The sequence below is a fragment of the Actinomyces sp. AC-20-1 genome, from assembly GCF_023369555.1.
In the GTDB taxonomy this organism is placed as follows: domain Bacteria; phylum Actinomycetota; class Actinomycetes; order Actinomycetales; family Actinomycetaceae; genus Actinomyces.
The window spans coordinates 177,795-195,195 of the sequence record NZ_JACJVC010000004.1; the positions used below are offsets into that span (position 1 = coordinate 177,795).

Annotated in this window: 15 protein-coding genes and 1 tRNA gene; 11 read left to right on the plus strand and 5 right to left on the minus strand. The window is 73.0% G+C overall.

The window, feature by feature from the left end; all coding sequences use genetic code 11:
* Positions 1 to 10: 10 nt before the first annotated feature.
* From H6X67_RS04215 to H6X67_RS04230, 4 genes are all read right to left on the minus strand, one after another.
* Positions 11 to 313 (minus strand): thiamine-binding protein, encoded by a 303-nt coding sequence (locus H6X67_RS04215; RefSeq protein ID WP_249369129.1) that lies wholly within the window; start codon positions 311 to 313, stop codon positions 11 to 13.
* Positions 314 to 534: 221 nt separating this feature from the next.
* The gene (locus tag H6X67_RS04220) at positions 535 to 1,647 is read right to left on the minus strand and encodes a YeiH family protein (RefSeq protein ID WP_249369130.1); all 1,113 of its coding nucleotides are present in this window, start codon (positions 1,645 to 1,647) and stop codon (positions 535 to 537) included.
* Positions 1,648 to 1,715: 68 nt separating this feature from the next.
* A complete protein-coding gene (locus H6X67_RS04225) occupies positions 1,716 to 3,302 on the minus strand; it encodes an aspartate:alanine exchanger family transporter (protein WP_249369131.1) in 1,587 nt (528 codons plus the stop codon).
* 99 nt (positions 3,303 to 3,401) lie between these two features.
* Positions 3,402 to 4,436, minus strand: coding sequence for a LacI family DNA-binding transcriptional regulator (locus H6X67_RS04230; protein ID WP_249369132.1), 1,035 nt, complete (start codon positions 4,434 to 4,436; stop codon positions 3,402 to 3,404).
* Between the two features lie 169 nt (positions 4,437 to 4,605).
* Here H6X67_RS04230 and H6X67_RS04235 point away from each other — a divergent pair, with 169 nt between their 5' ends.
* The 5 genes from H6X67_RS04235 to H6X67_RS04255 all read left to right on the plus strand — a co-directional run bounded on the left by H6X67_RS04235 (position 4,606) and on the right by H6X67_RS04255 (position 10,440).
* Positions 4,606 to 6,501: a glycogen debranching N-terminal domain-containing protein gene (locus H6X67_RS04235; protein ID WP_249369133.1), complete on the plus strand. Its 1,896-nt coding sequence runs from the start codon at positions 4,606 to 4,608 to the stop codon at positions 6,499 to 6,501.
* A 51-nt stretch (positions 6,502 to 6,552) separates the two neighbouring features.
* Positions 6,553 to 7,779, plus strand: coding sequence for a sugar ABC transporter substrate-binding protein (locus H6X67_RS04240; protein WP_249369134.1), 1,227 nt, complete (start codon positions 6,553 to 6,555; stop codon positions 7,777 to 7,779).
* A gap of 89 nt (positions 7,780 to 7,868) precedes the next feature.
* Positions 7,869 to 8,882 (plus strand): carbohydrate ABC transporter permease, encoded by a 1,014-nt coding sequence (locus H6X67_RS04245; protein ID WP_249369135.1) that lies wholly within the window; start codon positions 7,869 to 7,871, stop codon positions 8,880 to 8,882.
* The gene (locus H6X67_RS04250) at positions 8,879 to 9,745 is read left to right on the plus strand and encodes a carbohydrate ABC transporter permease (protein WP_249369136.1); all 867 of its coding nucleotides are present in this window, start codon (positions 8,879 to 8,881) and stop codon (positions 9,743 to 9,745) included. The genes H6X67_RS04245 and H6X67_RS04250 overlap by 4 nt, the downstream gene beginning before the upstream one ends.
* Before the next feature lie 59 nt (positions 9,746 to 9,804).
* A complete protein-coding gene (locus H6X67_RS04255) occupies positions 9,805 to 10,440 on the plus strand; it encodes a phosphoribosyltransferase (RefSeq protein WP_249369137.1) in 636 nt (211 codons plus the stop codon).
* A 68-nt stretch (positions 10,441 to 10,508) separates the two neighbouring features.
* Here the strand turns inward: H6X67_RS04255 and H6X67_RS04260 are convergent.
* Positions 10,509 to 10,592 (minus strand) — tRNA-Leu (locus H6X67_RS04260).
* 283 nt (positions 10,593 to 10,875) lie between these two features.
* Here H6X67_RS04260 and H6X67_RS04265 point away from each other — a divergent pair.
* From H6X67_RS04265 to H6X67_RS04290, 6 genes are all read left to right on the plus strand, one after another.
* Positions 10,876 to 11,583 carry an FHA domain-containing protein gene (locus H6X67_RS04265; protein WP_249369566.1) on the plus strand — a complete coding sequence of 236 codons (708 nt, stop codon included), beginning with the start codon at positions 10,876 to 10,878 and terminating at the stop codon, positions 11,581 to 11,583.
* On the plus strand, positions 11,580 to 12,038 hold the full coding sequence (locus H6X67_RS04270) for an FHA domain-containing protein FhaB/FipA (protein ID WP_249369569.1): 459 nt from the start codon (positions 11,580 to 11,582) through the stop codon (positions 12,036 to 12,038). Before H6X67_RS04265 ends, H6X67_RS04270 begins: the two co-directional genes overlap by 4 nt.
* Positions 12,035 to 13,393, plus strand: a complete 1,359-nt coding sequence (locus tag H6X67_RS04275; protein ID WP_249369571.1) for a PP2C family protein-serine/threonine phosphatase — start codon at positions 12,035 to 12,037, stop codon at positions 13,391 to 13,393. Before H6X67_RS04270 ends, H6X67_RS04275 begins: the two co-directional genes overlap by 4 nt.
* Positions 13,394 to 13,401: 8 nt before the next feature.
* Positions 13,402 to 14,886 (plus strand): FtsW/RodA/SpoVE family cell cycle protein, encoded by a 1,485-nt coding sequence (locus H6X67_RS04280; protein WP_249369573.1) that lies wholly within the window; start codon positions 13,402 to 13,404, stop codon positions 14,884 to 14,886.
* A complete protein-coding gene (locus H6X67_RS04285) occupies positions 14,883 to 16,376 on the plus strand; it encodes a peptidoglycan D,D-transpeptidase FtsI family protein (RefSeq protein ID WP_249369575.1) in 1,494 nt (497 codons plus the stop codon). The genes H6X67_RS04280 and H6X67_RS04285 overlap by 4 nt, the downstream gene beginning before the upstream one ends.
* Positions 16,373 to 17,401: serine/threonine-protein kinase (locus H6X67_RS04290; RefSeq protein WP_249377053.1), on the plus strand; the 1,029-nt coding region annotated here is incomplete at its 3' end. The genes H6X67_RS04285 and H6X67_RS04290, both read left to right, overlap by 4 nt.

Consider the following 17,401-nt stretch of genomic DNA (forward strand, 5'->3'; position numbering starts at 1 on the left):
GCGAGGCGGCTCAGCCGCGCAGGTGCTCCTCGACGCGCTCGACCTTGGCGCTGAGCTGGCCCTCCCAGCCGGGGCGGATGTCGGCCTTGAGCACGAGCGCGACGCGCGGGCTCACGGCGGCCACGGCCTCGCAGGCGTGCTTGACGACGTCCATGCACTCGTCCCACTCGCCCTCGAGGGTGGTGAACATGGCGGTGGTCTCGTTGGGCAGGCCGGACTCGCGCACGACGCGCACGGCGGCGGCGACGGCCTCGGAGACGGAGCCGTCCGGGGCGTCGGTGGTGGTGGGGGACACGGAGAAGGCGACGAGCATGGCCTCAGGCTAGACGCCGTGCGTCATGGCGCGGTCCGGGCGTGCCGACGGCCACGGGCCCCACGCTTGGACAACCTGGCGCGCGCAGGACAACCTCACGCCACGTGGACAACCTGTGTGCGCAATTCAGGTTGTCCGTGTGGCGCCAAGTTGTCCATCCACAGACAGGTTGTCCATCCACAAGCAAGTTGTCCGACCGCGGCGGCGGCAACCGGCAGGGCTCAGGCCACGAGCACCAGGACGCCCACCAGCGACGCCACCGCACCCGCCACGCCCGCGAGCGCGCCGAGCAGCAGGGCCCGGCCGCCCGAGCGCACGAGGCGGCGCAGGTTGACCCCGGCGCCCATGGCGCACATCGCCATCGTCAGCAGGAAGGCCGCCACCGCGTTGACCCAGGTGAAGACGCCTGCGGGGACGCTGCCCTCCAGGAGGGAGCGCGCCGCGACGGCGGCGAGGAAGCCCAGGACGAAGAGCGGCACGACAGGCGCGCTTGCACGGTGGGTGACGCTCTGCCCGCGCAGGACCTGGCCGACCTCCTCGGCCGCCGTGCGCTGGGCGACCAGCCGTGCGGCCCGGCGGTTCTCGAGGACGCCCACGAGAGCGACGAGCGGGGCGAGCAGGACCACCCGCCCCAGCTTGGCGACGACGGCGACGTCGAGCACCGCGGTGGACACCAGGCCGGCCGCCGCGACCACCTGGCCGACCTCGTGGACGCTGGCGCCCACCCACACCCCGGCGGGGACGGCCCCGAGACCGAGCGCGCTCACGAGCAGGGGCAGCACGAGGATGGCGATGGTGCCGAAGAGGGTGACGGAGGCGATGGCGGTGGCCGCGGCCTCCTCCACGCTCTCGGTCTGCTCGTCGTCGGCCCGCAGGACGGCGCTCATGCCGGCGACGGCGGCGGCGCCGCAGATGGCCGTGCCGGTGGCGGTGAGGATGGTTGTGGCGCGCGGGACGCCGAGCAGCCGTCCGGCCCACAGGGTCGCGAGGTAGACGCAGGTGACGGTGGCGACGATGACGCCGATGGCGCCCCAGCCGAGCGAGAGCACGGCGGGCACGGACAGGCGCAGGCCGAGCAGGACGACGCCGGCGCGCAGCACCGTGCGGGCGGTGACCTTGAGGCCGGGCTCGGCGAGCGCGGGCACGAGGCCCAGGTTGCGCAGGAGCAGCCCGACGAGGATGGCGACGAGCATGGCCGAGACGAGGGGGACGGCGCTGTTGACGGCGGTGGCCACGGCGGCGACCGCCGCGCACAGCATGATGCCGGGCCAGCTGAGGACGGGACCCGAGGCCTCGGGACGGCTGGTCTTGCTGCTGGGTCCGGGGGTGCTCATTGTCCGATCATGCACCCGCCGTCCCCGTCACGGGCAACGACCGTCATGACCGGCGCCGGCGGCCCTCCTCACAGCGCGACGAGCACCTGGACCATGACGATCTTGACGACGATGGCCAGGGCGAAGAGCGTGGCGTAGCCGGCCTCGACGCGCTCGTCGTCGCGTTTGGACAGGGCGAAGGCGAGGATGGCGGGCTGGCCGACGAGCCCGGCGAACCCGCCCGCGGCACGTACCGCGCTCACGCCGGCCAGCCGCGCCCCGGCGAGCAGCACCGCGGCGTTGACCAGGACGATGAGGGCGGCCAGGGCGCCCACGACCAGGCCGGTGAGCGAGAAGGCGGCGGCCGCGAAGTCCGGGCCGGAGGCGAGCCCGATGGCGGCGAGGAAGAACAGCAGGCCAAGCTGGCGGATGGTGGCGTTGGCGGCGTGCGGCAGGCCCCACAGGAAGGGGCCGGTGCGCCCCAGCCGCCCGAGCACCATGCCGACGACGAGCGGGCCGGCGGCGACGCCCAGCCTGAGGGTGAGGCCGCCGGGCAAGGGGACGGCGACGAGACCGACCAGGACGCCCAGGGCCATGCCGGCGCCGACGCTGAAGGCGTCGATCTGGGCGATGGAGCGCTCGGAGTCGCCGAAGTAGTCGGCGGCCCTCTCGAGCTCCTCGGAGGGCACGACGGCCAGGACGCGGTCCCCGAGCTCGAGCACGAGGTCGTCCCGGGCGAGCAGGTCGAGGTCGCCGCGCTTGACGCGGGTGATGACGCCCTGGAAGCGGCCGGGCATGTCGAGCTCGCCGATAGTGCGTCCGGCGACGCGGGTGGAGGAGACGGTCAGGCGCCGGTGGTCGACGACGCTGTGGTCCTTGGCGAGGCAGCGGTCGAGGCCGGAGCCGAGCTCGTGGACGGCCTCCTCGACCGCCGTCGGGGAGCCGACGACGACGACCTTGTCCCCGGGCAGCAGCTCCTCTCCGGGGGTGACGACGCGGGTGTCGCCGTCGCGCTCGAGATAGGAGATGCGGATGCGGGCGCGCTGGAAGGCCTCCATCTCGTCGAGCCGGACCCGGCGCAGGAGGTGGACGCTGGTGGCGGTGATGCCGTCGGCGCTGGCGGGTCGCGGGTCGCGCGCGGCGGGCCAGTCGCGCTGGATGACGAGGGCGACGACGAGGATGGCGACGGCGACGCCCACGGGGTAGGCGAGGGCGTAGCCGACGGCGGGCTCCTGGGTGCCGGCGGCCTCGATGGCGGCGTCGAGCACGGGTGAGGTGAGCGCGCCGGCGTAGGCCCCGGCGTCCAGGGCGGGGCTGGTGCCGGTCAGGTGGGAGTAGAGGGCGCCGGCGCCGCCGGCGGTCACGAGGGCGACGACGGCCAGGCTCATGAGGGGCAGCTGGCGCCTGAGGTCGCGGAAGAAGGTGTTGCCGGCGGCGAGCCCGACGGTGTAGCAGAACAGGCCCAGGCCCAGGCTGCGCAGGAGGCCCAGGTCCTGTCCCAGGCGGGGGTCGAGGGCGCCGACGGCGAGGCCGACGAACAGGGCCCCGGCGGCGCCGAAGCGGATGGGGCCGAAGGGGATGTGCCCGACGGCGGTGCCCAGCCCGATGACGAGGAAGACGGTGAGCAGGGGCGCGGCGGCGAGGAGGTCGGTGAGGGGGCTCAGGAGGTCGGGCACGCGCCCAGGCTAGTGAGCCTCGGGGGCCCGGTCAGTGCCGGTGCCCACTGCCCGGCCGTGGTGCGCGCCGCACCGCCGTGCCGGGGGCCGGGTCGTCCGTCAGGCTCCTGCCCGCTCGGGGTCCTGGACGACGGCGCGGCGCGGGCGCAGCTCGGGGGTGATGATGCGGCTCTCTCGCTCGCGACTGACGACGTGCCCGTCGTCGTCGAGGAGCAGGTCGAGGACCGTGCGGGCGACGAGGTCGATGCGCTGGTCCACGCTGGACAGGCCGACGGCGCGCGCGACGGGCGTGTTGTCGAAGCCGATGACGGGCACGCCGGAGCCGACGGCGAGGAAGGCGCCGAAGGCGAGGGAGTCGGAGGCGCAGACGATCCCGTCGAGGTCGGGGTGACGGGACTGGAGGTCTGAGGCGGCGCGCAGGGCGTCCTCGACCGTGTCGGGGCTGGTGACCGTGAGGCGGTCGACGTCGCGGCTCGTGGCGAGGGCGTGGTCGAGCAGAGTGGTGCGCCATCCTTCACGTCGGGCGGCTCCCTGGTTTCCGTCTCCGGGCCAGCCGACGAAGCCTATGCGCCTCGAGCCGCCCTCGATGAGGTGCTGTGTGGCGGCACGGGTGCCGGCGGTGCCGTCGACGTCGACCCAGGCATGGGGTGCGGTGTCCTCCTCACCCCAGGGGCGGCCGAAGGAGACGCAGGGGACGTCCTGCTCGGCGAGCCAGGCGGGGCGTGGGTCGCCGACGTGGGTGCCGGTGAGGATGACGCCGTCGACGTCACCTGAGGCGATGAGCTCTCTCAGGCGGTCGATCTCGGCCTGGCCGCCCTCGCAGGCGTAGAGGAGCACCTGGAGCCCGAGGGCGGCGGCGCGGACGGTGACCTCATGCAGGAAGACGTCCATGATGGTGCCGGAGATGCCGCCGGGGAGCGGGTCGAGGCGCAGGGCGATGGTGTCGGAGCGGCGGGTGCGCAGGCGGCGGGCGGCGGCGTGGGCGCGGTATCCGAGGGCGTCGACGGCGGTGCGCACCTTGCGGGCGGTGGCCGGGGTGACGCGCTCGGGCCGGTTGAGGACGTTGGAGACGGTCTGGGCGGAGACGCCGGCGCGGCGGGCGACGTCCTGGATGGTGACCGTCCTGGGCGTCATCGTTCCTCCTGCCGTTGTCGTGGGTTGTCTGGCAGCAGGGTAAGGCACTGCTGAGCGCCACCCCCATCTGTTAGATCGATCAATGTCAGTCACGCCAACCTCTTGATCGTTAAAACCAGATCGCCTACCGTGTTCCTCGACAGCCACCGTCAACGATGCCGAGGCCCCCGTGCGCTCCCTCCAGCCCCTCCTCCACGAGCAGACAGTCCTCGTCGGCGCCCCCGCCCAGGTGATCGCGGGCGCCGACGGCGCGATGGGCGCCCAACCCGTCCAAGGCGTCTACCACTCGGACGTCCGCCTCCTGCGCTCCCACCGGGTCACGGTCACCGGATCCGCCCTCGAGCACCTCGCCGTCCAGCAGACCGCCTCCCGCCGTGCCCGTCACCTCACCCTCGCCCGCCACCTCGACCGCGACGGCGCGGACCCCCGCACGCTCCTGACCACCGAGCGCTCACTGCGCACCACCGCCGACGGCGCCGTCCTGTCGGAGACGCTCACCCTCGAGGCGGCCTGGGCCGAGCCCGTCTCCACCACGCTCACCATCGAGCTCGCCACCGACCTCGCCACCATGGACACCGTCAAGTCCGGCCACCCCACCGACAACCGGCCCTGGGCCCTTGAGAGCGCCACCAGCGCCCGCGTCTCACACGCAGCCGCACGGGTCCGCGTCACCGCCCCCGGGGCGACCCTCAGGTGCGACGCCGACCGCCTCCTGCTGACCTGGGACGTCGCCGCTGACGCGCAGCACCCCTTCACCGCCTCCTGGACGCTGACCGGCACTGACGCCGAGGCTGTCGTCCAGGCCGCCCCACCGATGCCCCCGCGCCGGCGCGCCGCGATCACCCACAGGACGGCCGCCGCCTGGTCCGCCACCGCCCTCGACGACCTCGATGGCCTGCTCCTGGCCCGGCGGGACACCCCCGGCCAGCCCTTCGCCGCAGCGGGCGCCCCCTGGTTCCTCACCCTCTTCGGACGCGACAGCCTGTGGACCTCCCGTCTTCTGCTCGAGGCAGGCGACCCGTGGTCCCTCGCCCTGGCCGAGGGGACGCTGCGCACCCTCGCTGACCTCCAGGGGACCCGGGAGGACGCCGACACCGCCGAGCAGCCGGGCAAGATCCCGCACGAGCTGCGCCGTGCCACCAACAGCCTTGATGACGGCACCTTCCTGCCCCCTCTCTACTACGGCACGATCGACGCCACCGAGCTGTGGGTCCTCACCCTCGACGAGGCCCACCGCGCCGGCCTGGCCGACGACGTCGTGCGCGAGCTCCTGCCCGCTCTGCGCGCGGCCCTCACCTGGCTCACCGACCACGCCGACGCCGACGGTGACGGCTTCATCGAGTACATCGACACCAGCGGTCACGGCCTGGCGAACCAGGGGTGGAAGGACTCGGGGGACTCGGTCCAGCACGCCGACGGCTCCCTCGCACGCGGCCCGATCGCACTCGTCGAGGTGCAGGCCTACGCCTACGCCGCGGCCCGTGCCGGGGCTCGGCTCCTGCGCGACCTGGGCGAGCCGGCGGACCTGGATCGGGCCGAGGAGCTGGGGTCCTGGGCCTCAGCGATGCGCGCGCGCTTCACCGCCGCCTTCTGGCACGGTGACCTCGCCACGGGCTGGCCCGTCATCGCCCTCGACGCCGACAAGCGGCAGGTCGCCTCCCTCACCTCCAACATCGGCCACCTGCTCGGCACCGGCATCCTCGACGAGCCCCACAGCCGCCGCGTCGCCGAGCTGCTGACCTCGCCAGAGCTGTCCTCGGGGTACGGGCTGCGCACGCTGGCGACGACGATGGGCGGCTACTGGCCGCTGAGCTACCACGGCGGCACCGTGTGGGCCCACGACACCGCCATCACCGTGGACGGCCTGCTGCGCGACGGCTTCACCCAGGAGGCCCGCGCCCTCGCCCAGGGTCTCCTGGCGGCCGCGCCCCACTTCGCCATGCGCGTGCCCGAGCTCTACTCCGGCGCGCCCGCCAGTGACGGCCCCCCAGTCCCCTACCCGGCCTCGTGCCGCCCTCAGGCCTGGGCCGCTGCCGCGAGCGCGGTGGTCGCCCGCGCCCTGTGACCCGTCAAGCCCCCCAACCCGCCCTGCCCGGGCACCACACAAGGAGAGAACATGCCCCTCACACGTCGCGCCTTCGGCGCCACCGCCCTCGCCGCTGCCGTCACGGCCACCCTCGCCGCCTGCGGCACGAGCTCGACGAGCACCACCGGCTCCAGTGACAAGGCCCTCACCTTCCTCATCGCCGCCTCCGGCGACGCGGAGTCCGCCGCCTACAGGGAGGCCGTCGCAGCCTTCACCGAGCAGACGGGTATCGAGGTCGAGCTCCAGCTGGCCACCGACCTCCAGCAGGAGCTCGCCCAGGGCTTCGCCGCCGGCGCCCCCGCCGACGTCTTCTACCTGGCACCCGACTACCTCGCCTCCTACGCGGACAACGGGTCCCTGTACGCCTACGGCGACCAGCTGTCCAACGTCGACGACTTCTACCCCTCCCTCGTCGCCAACCTCACCTACGACGGCGTCCTCTACGGCGCCCCGAAGGACTTCTCCACCCTCGGCCTGTTCATCAACACGGACCTGTGGGCCGCGGCCGGCCTGACCGAGGCCGACTACCCAAAGGACTGGGCCTCGCTGGAGGCCGTTGCCGCCACGCTCACCTCCGGTGGCGTCGTCGGCCTGACCGCCACCGGCGAGTACGCCCGCGTCGGCGCCTTCATGGCCCAGGCCGGCGGCGGCCTGGTGTCCGCTGACGGCACGAGGGCGACCGCGAGCTCCGACGGGTCCGTCGCGGGCCTGGCCGAGGTCAAGAAGCTCCTGGAGGCCGGGTCGATGAAGTTCTCGGCGGACCTGTCCACCGGCTGGGGCGGGGAGGCCTTCGGCACCGGCCTGGCCGCGATGGCGATCGAGGGCAACTGGCTCATCGGTGCCATGAGCGCCGACTACCCGGACGTGGCGTACACCGCCGTCGAGCTGCCTGCCGGGCCCGCCGGCAAGGGCACGATGACCTTCACCAACGCCTACGGCATCGCCGAGGCCTCCTCCCGGAAGGAGGACGCGGTCGCGCTCGTCGAGTTCCTCACGACGACGCAGCAGCAGCTCGCCTTCTCCGCGGCCTTCGGCGTCATGCCCTCGATCCAGTCCGCGGCCGACCAGTTCAAGGCGGACAACCCGGACAAGGTCGTCTTCCTCAACGGTGCCGACTACGCCATCAGCATGCCGACGGCCAACGGGGCCTCCGACGTCGTCGCCGACTTCAACTCCCAGATCGCCTCCCTCGCGACCTCGGACCCGAAGACGATCCTGGACTCCGTCCAGGCCAACCTCGAGGCCGTGATCGCGTGACCTCGCTCCGACCCCGCTCCGGCAGGGGGACGAGGAGGGGCAGCGGCTCGCTGCGCCGCAGGGGCGGTGGGCTGACAGGCTGGCTCTTCGTGTCACCGGCCGTCCTCGTCCTGACCGTCTTCCTGCTCTTCCCGGTCCTCATGGCCGCCTGGGTGAGCGTCTCCGACTGGAGCGGGGTCGGCTCCCCCTTCGCCTCCTCCTTCGTTGGCGGCGAGAACTACGCCTCCTTGGTCGAGGGGGGCCTCGCCACCCGTGACTTCGGGCTCTCGCTGCGCAACAACCTCTGGTACGTCCTGCTGGTCGTCCCGACGCAGACGATGCTGTCGCTGCTCCTCGCGGTGCTCGTCAACCAGAAGGTGATGGGTCGCGGCGTCTTCCGCACCGCCTTCTACTTCCCGTCAGTGACGAGCTCGGTGGCCATCACGGTCCTGTGGCTGTTCCTCTTCAGCGCCAGCGGCGCTGTCAACAAGATCCTGTCCTTCGTCGGGGTCAACGGCCCCAACTGGTTCAACGACCCGCGCGGCGTCGTCGCCGCCCTCCTGGGCCTGCTGGGGGTCGACGGCTCGGGCACCCTGACCGCCCGGTTCCTGGGCGTCACGCTGTGGGAGTGGGTCAGCGGACCGTCCTTCGCCATGACGGCCTTCATCGTCATGGCGGTGTTCACGACCTCGGGCACCTTCATGCTCATCTTCCTGTCGGCCTTGCAGTCACTGTCACCGTCGGTGGACGAGGCCGCGATGATCGACGGCGCCGGCACGTGGACGCGCTTCTGGCGCATCACCGTCCCCCAGCTCAAGCCGACCTTCTTCACCGTCATCACACTGGGCCTCATCGGCTGCTGGCAGGTGTTCGACCAGATCTACACGGGCACCCAGGGCGACCCGGGCAAGACGACGCTCACGCCCGCGTACCTGTCCTACGACGCGGCCTTCCTCGACCAGGACTGGGGGCGGGGATCGGCCATCGCCTTCGTCCTGTTCGCTATCATCATCGTCTTCACGCTCGTGCAGCGCTGGGTCCTGCGCGACCGGGACGAGGCCCGGGCCCGCAGGCGCCGTCGTCGCGCCCTGGGCGCAGCCAGCAGCGAGGGGAGCGCACGATGACCACGACCGCACCGTCCACCCAGACAGCCCGACGGCGCCCCCTGCGCCCGAGGACCCTGCTGCTGTACGTCACCCTCGTGGTCTTCGCCCTGGCGTACGTCTTCCCCTTCCTCGTCAATGTCGCGACCTCCTTCAAGACGGGGGCCGAGGCGACGAGCGACCCGCTCGGGCTGGTCCCGGAGACCTTCACGACCTCCGCCTACGCCAAGCTCTTCGGTGCGTCGAACTTCCCGCTGTGGATGCGCAACTCGGTCATCGTCACGTGCGTCGTCACGCTGGGCCGCGTCCTGTTCGACTCGATGGCGGGCTACGCGCTCGCACGCATCCCCTTCCGGGGCCGTGTGGTCGTCTACGTGCTGCTCGTCGCGGTGATGTCGGTGCCGGGGGTGGTGCTGCTCATCCCCAAGTTCCTCGTCATCAACCAGCTCTCGATGTACGACTCGTGGTCGGGGCTCATCATCCCCTTGCTGTGCGACGCCACCGGCATCTTCATCATGAAGGGCTTCTTCGAGTCGGTCCCCGCCTCCATCGAGGAGCAGGCCCGCGTGGACGGCGCCGGCACGTGGCAGACCTTCTTCTCCATCGTCCTGCCGATGAGCGTGCCCAGCATCGTCACCATCACGATCCTGTCCTTCCAGGGCTCGTGGAACGAGCTGAGCCACTTCATTGTCGCCTCGCGGTCGCCGGAGCTGGTCACCTTGACCAAGGGCGTCGCACAGCTGAGCGCCGGCAGCCTCGGCCAGGGCAACCAGTACCCGCTCAAGCTGGGCGCTGCGCTCATCATGACGATCCCGGTCGCGGTCCTGTTCTTCGTCTTCCAGCGGCGGATCATGGACACCTCCTCCGGGGCCGTGAAGGAGTGAGCCGTGGCCCCACCGCGCCGAGGTGCGGTGGGGCGGCGTCGGCCGTTAACCTTCGCAGGGTGAGCGACGCGAGCAGCACCCCCACCACCCGCACGCCCTTCGACGACGGCGCCACCTCGGACGCCGCCCCCGAGCGCGAGGAGCTCACCTGGGAGCTCTTCGGCCAGGCCGAGCGGGAGCTGAGCGCGCAGATCGTCGCCTCCGGCTGGATGCCGGACCTCATCATCGCCATCGCCCGCGGGGGCCTCATCCCGGCCGGCGCGATCGGCTACGCCATCGGGATCAAGGCGATGGGGGCGATGAACGTCGAGTTCTACACGGGTGTCGGCCAGACCCTGCCGGAGCCGGTCGTCCTGCCTCCGCTCATGGACGCCTCCGAGCTGCCGGGCAAGAAGGTCCTCGTGGTCGACGACGTCGCCGACTCGGGCAAGACCCTCAAGATGGTGATGGAGATGCTGCGCCACGAGGGCCTGGACCTGGGTGACGAGACGGTGGCGGTGGACGCGCGCAGCGCGGTCATCTACCGCAAGCCGCGCTCGGTGTTCGCGCCGGACTACTGCTGGCGCGAGACGGACAAGTGGATCAACTTCCCGTGGTCGGTGCTGCCGGTCATCACGCCCCAGTCGCTGGCGGAGCAGGGGCTGGCGGCCGACCAGGAGGCTCAGGACCAGGCGGACACCACCGTCAGCGCCTGAGCAGCACCAGTAGCACGTCGTCCCGACGACGAGGGCCCGGGCTGGATCACCAGCCCGGGCCCGACTCGTGCGCGGGGGGGGACTCGAACCCCCATGATCGTAAGATCACACGGACCTGAACCGTGCGCGTCTACCAATTCCGCCACTCGCGCGAGAAGCGAGGACGACGATAGCCGCCGCAGCGCCCCCGCGTCCAATCCTGGCCCGCACCCGCCACGGTGAGACCCGTCACCCACCCGTGGCCGGCCCGCCCCGGGCGCGCGCCACCGGCCCCGCCGGCGCCCGCAGCAGGGCACCGCCCCGCCCCCCGACGTCCTCCACCCCTTCTCCCGCGCCATGACGCCACCCAGCCTCCCCGCCGCCCAGGCCCCAGCCGTTACGATGAGCGCGGCTGGCCCGTGCCGTACGGGCCGGCACGACAGGGAGGAGAGGGCCATGGGGTTCCTTGACAGGTTCGAGAAGGGCGTCGAGAACGTCGCCGGGCGCGCGATGTCCCACTTCTCCAACGATGTCGAGCCCATCGAGATCGCCTCCAAGCTCCGCGAGACGATGGACAAGCGCGCCGCCTCCTTCGCCCGCGACCGCTCCGTCGTGCCCAACGTCTTCCGCGTCCACCTGGCCCCCTCCGACGTCGAGCGCATCGACGCCTGGGGCCACGACGAGATGGTGCGCCAGATGGCGGAGGTCGTCACCTCCCACGCCGCAGAGCAGGGCTACTCCTTCGTCGGCCCCGTGGAGGTCTCCTTCCTCCCCGACCAGGCCCTGAGCGCTCCCGCCATCGAGATCGACTCCTCCACGCGCCGCGGCGCCGCCGCCCCGGCCGCCGCCGCAGCCCCCACCCCCTCCAGCCCGGTCCTCGACATCGACGGCCAGCGCTACCTGCTCACCGGCCCGGTCACCGTCATCGGACGCGGCTCGGAGGCGGACATCATCGTCGACGACTCCGGCGTCTCGCGCCGCCACCTCGAGATCCGCCTCACCCAGGGCCACGCCATCGCCACGGACCTCGGCTCCACCAACGGCACCTTCGTCGAGGGCCACCGCGTCGACGCCGCCACCCTCCTGGACGGCAACACCCTCACGGTGGGCCGCACCCGCATCATGTTCTGGGACGGCACCCACGGACCCGAGGCGCACGGGTGAGCGAGCTCGCCTTCACCGCCGCGAGGCTCGGCTTCCTCGCCCTGCTGTGGTTCTTCATGCTGCTCGTCGTGCGCGCCCTGCGCCAGGACGTGGCCGGCGCGGCCCCGGCGGGCCGGCGCCGTGGCGGCGGCACCGCCCAGGCGGCACCCACGGGCCGCCGCCGTGGCGCGACGCGACTCGTCATCACCGAGGGGCCCCTGGCGGGCTCCACCGTCCCGCTCACCCCGACGTCGATCACCATCGGCCGCTCGCCGTCGTGCACGCTCGTCCTGGAGGACTCCTACGCCTCCTCGCGCCACGCCCGGGTCTTCCCCAAGGACGGGGCCTGGTGGCTGGAGGACCTCGGCTCGACCAACGGCACGACGGCCGGCGGCCGCCCGGTGAGGGGCACCGTCGAGCTCCCCGTGGGCGAGCCCGTCCGCATCGGCCAGACCACCCTGGAGCTGCGCCCATGACCACCTCCCTGCGATACGCCGCCCGTTCCTCCGTGGGGCTCCTGCGCGCCTCCAACCAGGACTCCGGCTACGCCGGCCCGCACCTCATGGTCCTGTGCGACGGCATGGGCGGCCCGGCCGGCGGGGACATCGCCTCCGCCGTCGCCATCGACCACCTCAGCCCCCTCGACGCCGACTCCCACCAGGCCGGCGAGCTGCTGGGCCTGCTGCGCACCGCCGTGCAGGACGCCCACCAGGACCTCATGTCCCGCTCGGCCTCGGACCCGGCCCTGGCGGGCCTGGGCACCACCTGCATCGCGATCATGCGCAGCGGCAACAAGCTCGCCATGGTCCACGTGGGCGACTCGCGCGCCTACCTCCTGCGCGACGGCGAGCTCACCCAGGTCACCACCGACCACACCTTCGTCGAGTACCTGGTGGAGACCGGGCGGCTGACCCGCGAGCAGGCCCGCCAGCACCCGCAGCGCTCCGTGCTCCTGCGCGTCCTGGGCGACGCCGAGGGCGACGTCCAGCTCGACGAGTCGATCCGTGAGGCCGTCCCCGGCGACCGCTGGCTGCTGTGCTCGGACGGCCTGAGCGGCCCGGTCTCAGCCGAGACCATCAAGGACGTCCTCACCAGCGTCGCCGACCCGGAGGCCGCGGCCGAGGAGCTCATCGACCTGGCCGAGCGCGCCGGGGGCCCGGACAACATCACCGCGGTCATCTTCGACGTCGTGGACACCGACGAGCCCGCCCAGACCGGCGCCCAGGTGGTCGGCTCCGCCGCCCAGCACCGCGAGCGCGCCGACGCGCCCGAGCCCCGCACCCCGGCCGCCAAGGCCGCCGCCCTCGTCGCCGGCCTCGAGGAGGGCGGGGACAGCGGCGCCCGCAGCCACCAGGAGGAGGCCCTGGCCGCCCTCGCCGACTCGCAGGCCCGCCTGCGCCGCGCCCGGCGCCGCCGGGCCGTGCTCAGCACGCTCGTCCTCGTCGTCGCCCTGGCCGGCGCCCTCGTCCTGGGCTACCGGTGGACGCAGACGCAGTTCTACGTCTCCACCTCCGGCGGGAAGGTCGCCATCTTCCAGGGGATCCCGCAGGAGCTGGGGCCGGTGAGCCTGTCGCACCTGGTGGAGACCTACTCCGAGCCCCCCCTGGCCGAGCTCGACGAGCGCATGCGCCAGCGCCTGGAGGAGACCGTCTCCCAGCCGTCCCTCGAGGCCGCCCGCGAGTACGTCAGCACGACGGTCGCCGGCTACACGACCGACGACGCCGCCCCCTCCTCGTCCGCCACGCCGTCGGCCGGGGCCACCGCGACGGGCCCGGCGAGCCCCTCCCCCTCGCCGACGTCCTCGCCGACCGCCAGCCCGACAGGGCGGTGAGGCCCGCCGTGCCCGCTCCCGCCGCCGTGGCCGTCCCCTCCTCCCGGCGTCCGTCCGGGCGCTGGGAGGAGGCCGTCCTGCTCGTCGTCGCCCTCGTCCTGGGCCTGGGCGGCTTCGTGCTCACCACCGTCAACCGCACGGGCAGCCAGCCCGCCGAGGTGCTGACGCTGGCGGGCGCCCTGGTGGCGGTGGCCCTCGTCGTCCACCTGTGGGTGCGGCGCACGGCCCCCTGGGCGGACCCGGTGCTCCTGCCGGTGGCGGTGGCCCTCAACGGCCTGGGCCTGGCGATGATCCACCGCCTCGACCTGTCCTACGAGCGCACGGGCGACGTCCACGACTACGGCGCGAAGCAGGCCGTGTGGACCGCCCTGGGCGTGCTCCTGTTCTGCCTCGTGCTGCTCGTGCGCGACCACCGGGTGCTGCGCCGCTGGGACCGGTGGGCGATGTGGGGGGGCCTGCTCTTCCTCGTCCTGCCCTTCGTGCCGGGGCTCGGCACCGAGGTCAACGGCGCACGCATCTGGATCCGCGTGGGGCCCATGTCCTTCCAGCCGGCTGAGATGACGAAGGTGCTCCTGGCGGTCTTCTTCGCCTCCTTCCTCGTGGCCAACCGGGACAACCTGGCACTGGCCGGCCGCCGGGTGCTGGGCCTCAACCTGCCGCGGGCCCGCCACCTCGGGCCGCTGCTCGTCGTGTGGGGCGCGAGCATCCTCGTGCTCGTGGCGCAGCGGGACCTGGGCTCCTCCCTGCTGCTCTTCGGCCTGTTCGTCGTCACCCTGTACGTGGCGACCGACCGCCCCTCCTGGCTGCTCATCGGGGCGGGCCTGTTCACGCCCGCCGCCTGGTTCACGGCCACCCACCTGTCCCACGTGCAGCAGCGCGTGGCGGCCTGGCTCGACGCCATGGACCCCCAGGTCTTCGAGATGCCGGGCGGCTCCTGGCAGCTCGTCACCGGCCTGTTCGGCATGGCCTCGGGCGGCCTGCTGGGCTCCGGCTGGGGCGAGGGCTACCCGAACCTCGTGACCTTCGCGAACTCGGACTTCATCGTCGCGGCCCTGGGCGAGGAGCTGGGGCTCACGGGCCTGCTGGCGGTCCTCATGCTCTACCTCGTGCTCGTCCAGCGGGGCCTGAGCACGGCCATGCGCCTGCGCGACGGCTTCGGCAAGCTGCTGGCGGTGGGCCTGTCCTTCACCATCGCCCTGCAGGTCTTCGTCGTCGTCGGCGGTGTCACGCGCCTCATCCCGCTCACGGGCCTGACGACGCCCTTCCTCGCCTACGGCGGCTCCTCCCTCGTGGCCAACTGGGTGATCCTGGCGCTGCTCGTGCGCCTGTCCGACGCCGCCCGCCGCCCGGCCGTGGCCGCACCGCAGATCATCGACACGGCCGAGCTGCCGACGTCGATCCGCCGCAGCGTGCTGGACGCGGACACCCCGGAGGAGACCGGCGAGGCCCCCGGGCCGGGTCCGGCGCCCGCGGGGACGAAGGAGGAGGCGTGAACCGTCAGATCCACCAGGTGACCGTCCTGGTCCTCGTGATGTTCCTGGCCCTGGCCGCCTCCGTCACCTCCGTCCAGGGCCTGGCGCGCCCCGCCCTGTGGGAGGCCTCCTCCGAGCAGGGCACGCTCGTGACCGACCCACGCAACTCGCGCACCATCTTCGCCCAGTACGGCACCAACCGGGGCCAGATCATCGCCGGCGGCACGGTCATCGCCGACTCCCAGCCCGTTGACGACGCCTACGCCTACCAGCGCCTCTACACGGGCGGGGACATGTACTCCCACGTCACTGGCTACTTCTCCACGGCCTTCGCCTCCATGACGGGCCTGGAGCAGGCGGAGAACTCCGTGCTCAACGGGGACGACCCCTCCCTGCTGTCCTCGCGGCTCAAGGCCCTCGTGACCGGCGGCTCGACGTCGGGCGGCTCCGTCGAGCTGACCATCGACCCGCAGGTCCAGCAGGCGGCCTGGGACGCCCTGGCCGGGCGCCGGGGCGCCGTCGTCGCCCTGGACCCCTCCACGGGCGCGGTCCTCGCCATGGTCTCCTCCCCGTCCTACGACGCGAACCTGCTGGCCTCCCACGACACCGACGCCGCTGTCGCGGCCTACTCCCAGCTCCAGGACGACGAGGCGGGCCCGCTGCTCAACCGGGCGATCGCCGGCGACCTGTACCCGCCGGGCTCCACCTTCAAGATCCTCACCCTGGCCGCGGCCCTGCGCGCGGGCACGCTCGGCGCCGAGACCGAGGTCGCCGCCCCGGACAGCCTCACGCTGCCGGGCACGAGCCACGAGCTGATGAACTACGCCGGGGAGTCCTGCGGCAACGGGACGGTGACGGTCGCCTACGCCTTCGCCGAGTCCTGCAACACGCCCTTCGCCCAGATGGCCATGGACCTGGGTGACGCGGCCCTGGCGCAGGAGGCCCAGGCCTGGGGCTTCGGCGCCCGCATGTCCGTGCCCCTGGCCGTCACACCCTCGGTGTACCCGGCCAACGCCGACGCCGCGCAGACCGCCATGGCGGGCATCGGCCAGGCCTCGGTGCGCGCCACGCCCCTCATGATGGCGCTCGTGGCCGCGACCGTCGCCAACGGCGGCGAGCAGATGACCCCCTACCTCGTGGCCCGGACCCTCGACTCGGACCTCAACATCGTGTCGACGACGACACCGAGCGTGGCCCGCACCCCGGTCAGCAGCCAGACGGCGGCGGCCCTGGCCTCCCTCATGACCCAGGCCGTCGCCGAGGGCACCGGGGCCAGCGCCCAGGTGCCGGGGGTGTCCGTGGCGGGCAAGACGGGCACGGCCGAGACCGGCTCCGACGTCGGCGGCCCGGTCACCTGGTTCATCGGCTTCGCCGGGACGGACCCGCAGCACCCGTCCATCGCGCTCGCCGTCGTCCTCGACGGCGGGGAGCAGACCGCCGGCTCCGGCACGGGCGGCTCGGTGGCCGGCCCGGTCGCGGCGGCGGTCATTGACGCGGCGGTGGACCAGTGAGGCCGGAGGTCGGCCTGGAGCTCCAGGGCCGCTACCAGCTCGTGGAGCGCATCGCCGTGGGCGGCATGGGCGAGGTGTGGAAGGCGACGGACCTGCGCTCGGGGCGCGCCGTCGCCGCGAAGATCCTGCGCCACGAGCTCACCGGCGACGAGATCTTCCTGTCGCGCCTGAGGGCGGAGGCGCGCAACTCGCGGGGCCTGCGCCACCCGAACCTCGCCGTCGTCCTGGACTCCGGGGAGAGGGACGGCTCGGGCTGGATCATCATGGAGCTCGTCCAGGGCCGGGCCCTGTCCGACATCATCGCCGAGCAGGGCACGATGCAGCCGGCCGACATCCTGCCGGTGCTCGCACAGGTGGCGCGCGCCCTGCAGGTGGTGCACGACTCGGGGGTCGTCCACCGTGACGTCAAGCCCTCCAACATCCTCATCAACCGTGAGGGCCTGGCCAAGCTGACGGACTTCGGGATCTCCACGGGCGTGCACCAGCGTCCGCTGACGGCCACCGGCATGGTGATGGGCACCGCCCAGTACCTGGCGCCCGAGCAGGCGATGGGCAACATGGCCACGCCGGCCGGGGACCTGTACGCCCTGGGGGTCATCGGCTACGAGGCGCTCGTGGGGCGGCGCCCCTTCACGGGCGCCACCCAGGTGGATATCGCCTTCGCGCACGTCAACGAGAAGGTCCCGCCGATGCCGGACTCTGTGCCGCCCGAGGTCCGTGAGGTCGTCATGGAGCTGTTGGAGAAGAGGCCCGCAGCGCGCCCGCGCTCGGCGAGGGAGGTGGCGCGGCGCCTGGACCGGATCGTCGTCAACCTGCCGGCCGAGTCCTGGGACCCGCGCGAGGCCCCCACCTGGACGGCGACCGGCCGCCCCACCGTGGGGCCCGCGGGCTCCACCGACCCCTCCGAGGCCCTGGCGGAGGGCTCTGCCGCAGGGCCGGGCCCCGGTCAGGCCCCGGCCGACGGTGGCGCCGGTACTACCGGTGCCGCCGCGGGCACGAGCGCCGGCACGGCCCCGGGCCCTGCG

What these genes read in the sequence shown, in the direction of transcription:
- H6X67_RS04230 (WP_249369132.1), bottom strand. Translation starts at nt 4,436, where the DNA reads ATGACGCCCAGGACGGTCACCATCCAGGACGTCGCCCGCCGCGCCGGC.
- H6X67_RS04265 (WP_249369566.1), top strand. Translation starts at nt 10,876, where the DNA reads ATGGGGTTCCTTGACAGGTTCGAGAAGGGCGTCGAGAACGTCGCCGGG.
- H6X67_RS04215 (WP_249369129.1), bottom strand. Translation starts at nt 313, where the DNA reads ATGCTCGTCGCCTTCTCCGTGTCCCCCACCACCACCGACGCCCCGGAC.
- H6X67_RS04240 (WP_249369134.1), top strand. Translation starts at nt 6,553, where the DNA reads ATGCCCCTCACACGTCGCGCCTTCGGCGCCACCGCCCTCGCCGCTGCC.
- H6X67_RS04220 (WP_249369130.1), bottom strand. Translation starts at nt 1,647, where the DNA reads ATGAGCACCCCCGGACCCAGCAGCAAGACCAGCCGTCCCGAGGCCTCG.
- H6X67_RS04250 (WP_249369136.1), top strand. Translation starts at nt 8,879, where the DNA reads ATGACCACGACCGCACCGTCCACCCAGACAGCCCGACGGCGCCCCCTG.
- H6X67_RS04275 (WP_249369571.1), top strand. Translation starts at nt 12,035, where the DNA reads ATGACCACCTCCCTGCGATACGCCGCCCGTTCCTCCGTGGGGCTCCTG.